The sequence below is a fragment of the Mycobacterium sp. NGS11 genome, from assembly GCF_059813315.1.
The window spans coordinates 1-1,445 of sequence record NZ_JCALEJ010000062.1; the positions used below are offsets into that span (position 1 = coordinate 1).

The 1,445-nt window shown below is 65.0% G+C and carries 1 protein-coding gene; it reads left to right on the forward strand.

The window, feature by feature from the left end:
• A partial coding sequence (locus tag AC5Y4T_RS26080; protein WP_499950937.1) for a condensation domain-containing protein occupies nt 1-1,445 on the forward strand: 1,445 nt, incomplete at both ends.

Genomic DNA, 1,445 nt, shown 5'->3' on the forward strand with positions numbered 1-1,445 from the left:
GCCGATTTCGGTTGGCGGGTTGTGGATGCGGTGGGTTGGTCGGTGGGCCGGTTGGAGGAGGCGGTCGGGGCTGCGGCGCGGTATGCGTTTGATTTGGCGGGTGAGATTCCGTTGCGGGCGCAGCTTTTCCGGGTTGCTGAGGATGAGCATGTGTTGGTGGCGGTGGTGCATCATATCGCTGCTGATGGGGCTTCGGTGGGGCCGTTGGTGCGGGATTTGGGTGTGGCGTATGCCAGCCGGTCGGTGGGGCAGGTGCCGGGGTGGGCGCCGTTGGCGGTGCAGTATGTCGATTACACGTTGTGGCAGCGGGCGCAGTTTGGTGAGCTCGAGGACAGTGGTAGTCGGATCGCTGGGCAGTTGGCGTATTGGGAAGATGTGTTGGCCGGGATGCCCGAGCGGGTGCAGTTGCCCACGGATCGGCCGTATCCGGCGGTGGCGGATTATCGCGGGGCCACGGTGGGTGTGGAGTGGTCGGCTGAGTTGCAGGCGCGGGTGCGTCAGTTGGCCGGTGAGCATAATGCGACCAGTTTCATGGTGGTGCAGGCTGCGTTAGCGGTGTTGTTGTCCAAGGTCAGCGCCAGTGTGGATGTGGCGGTGGGTTTCCCGATCGCGGGGCGGCGTGATCCTGCGCTTGATGAGTTGGTGGGTTTTTTCGTCAACACGTTGGTGTTGCGGGTGGATTTGGGTGCTGATCCCACGGTGGGGGAGTTGTTGGCGCAGGTGCGGGCGCGCAGTTTGGCGGCCTATGAGCATCAGGATGTGCCGTTTGAGGTGTTGGTGGAGCGGCTCAATCCGGCGCGGTCGTTGACTCATCATCCGTTGGTTCAGGTGATGTTGGCGTGGCAGAACTGGCAAGACGGTGCTGCGGCCGGGGCGATGTTGGGGGATTTGCAGGTTCGGCCGTTGCGGGCGGATACCCATACGGCGCGGATGGATTTGACGTGGTCGTTGGCGGAGCGTTTCACCGATGCTGGTGAGCCTGCTGGCATTGGTGGGGAGGTGGAGTTTCGCACCGATGTGTTCGATGCGGCCAGCATTGAGGTGTTGATCGAGCGGTTGCAGCGGGTGGTGCTGGCGATGACGGCCGATCCGGCGCGGCGGTTGTCCTCGGTCGAGGTGTTGGGTGCGGGTGAGTTGGCCCAGTTGGAGGGTTGGGGTAATCGGGCGGTGCTGGCTCGGCCGGCGGGGGTGGGGGTGTCGATTCCGGCGGTGTTCGCCGCGCAGGTGGCCCGCGCGCCTGAGGCGGTGGCGCTCAGTTTCGCCGGCCGGTCGATGACCTATGGCGAGCTTGATGAGGCCTCGAATCGGTTGGCGCACTTGTTGATTGGCCACGGTGCGGGTCCGGGGCAGCGGGTGGGGTTGCTGTTGCCCCGCTCCGCTGAGGCGATCGTGGCCATCCTGGCGGTGCTCAAGACCGGCGCCACGTACGTGCCGATCGATCCAGC